At 67.5% G+C, this 280-nt stretch carries 1 pseudogene; it reads left to right on the top strand.

Going from position 1 to position 280, the window contains the following annotated elements:
• A pseudogene (locus tag N7568_RS23065) lies at positions 1-280 on the top strand (SAM-dependent methyltransferase); the annotation flags it as partial.

The following is a 280-nucleotide window of genomic DNA, read 5'->3' as shown; positions in this document are numbered from 1 at the left end:
CGCCCGCCGCACCACGTCAACGTCCGGGACCAAACGGATTTGGGATCCGGAAGCGTTCTCTCCCCCGTTGTCCTGCGTGCAGCGCCTGGCGGCCACAGGGCGTGCCATCGGCGTCAAAATGGGTCCCGGCATCCCTCACGATTCCGTGCCCACAGGCTGCGATGCCCAGTGGGTGTCCGTGGCCGGCGATGTCACCGAAGTGACCCTCTGGTTCAACGCAGTGGCCCGTCACGGCGTGCGTCGGGCAGCCCTGGTGATCGGCAGCCAAGGTGCGGCTGAA

The sequence above is a fragment of the Paenarthrobacter aurescens genome, assembly GCF_025421775.1.
GTDB classification, from domain to species: domain Bacteria; phylum Actinomycetota; class Actinomycetes; order Actinomycetales; family Micrococcaceae; genus Arthrobacter; species Arthrobacter aurescens_B.
This window is presented reverse-complemented; position numbering and strand designations above follow the sequence as displayed.